The organism is Marinobacter aromaticivorans (assembly GCF_002806975.1).
Taxonomy (GTDB): domain Bacteria; phylum Pseudomonadota; class Gammaproteobacteria; order Pseudomonadales; family Oleiphilaceae; genus Marinobacter; species Marinobacter aromaticivorans.
The window spans coordinates 1-510 of record NZ_NIHD01000046.1; the positions used below are offsets into that span (position 1 = coordinate 1).

The 510-nt window shown below is 57.1% G+C and carries 1 protein-coding gene; it reads left to right on the forward strand.

Going from position 1 to position 510, the window contains the following annotated elements; genetic code table 11:
* The coding region (locus tag CDH48_RS19060; RefSeq protein WP_198515550.1) for a hypothetical protein at positions 1 to 510 on the forward strand (510 nt) is incomplete at both ends.

A 510-nucleotide genomic window follows, 5' to 3' on the forward strand; every position in this document is an offset into this window, starting at 1 on the left:
TGCCATCAACATCATCACTCATTCACTGGGGGCACGGGTGGGCCTGACCGCCCTGAACATTCTGGGCACCACCGGCCATCACAATCTGGTCGACCACCTGTTTCTCTGGCAGCCAGCGGTAGCCGACAACGCACTCACCAACGACAGCAGCCGGGATGTGCACCCTCTGGGGCTGGGCGTGTTTCCTTCCGCCCATAGCGCCGCCGGTAAAATTGTGGTGCTGCACTCCCGTGGCGACGGGATTCTTGGGCCTGCGAACTCTAAAGAGTTGTTGCGCCACATTCCGGCCCCTGACCCTGGCACTTTCGCAAAGCTGCTAACAGACGTCACATGGACGCTCGTCACCGCAGACGACCCCCTTGATGATCTGTTCGGTTACGCACGGGGTGTCTATGGTAAAAAGTGGTGGAGTTTTCCCAACTTTCTCAAAAATGGTTTCAGACCACCCATTGAAAAGCTCTACAAGGACTACCTGCCTCTTACCTTCGAAGCCTGGAAAACAGCCCACCC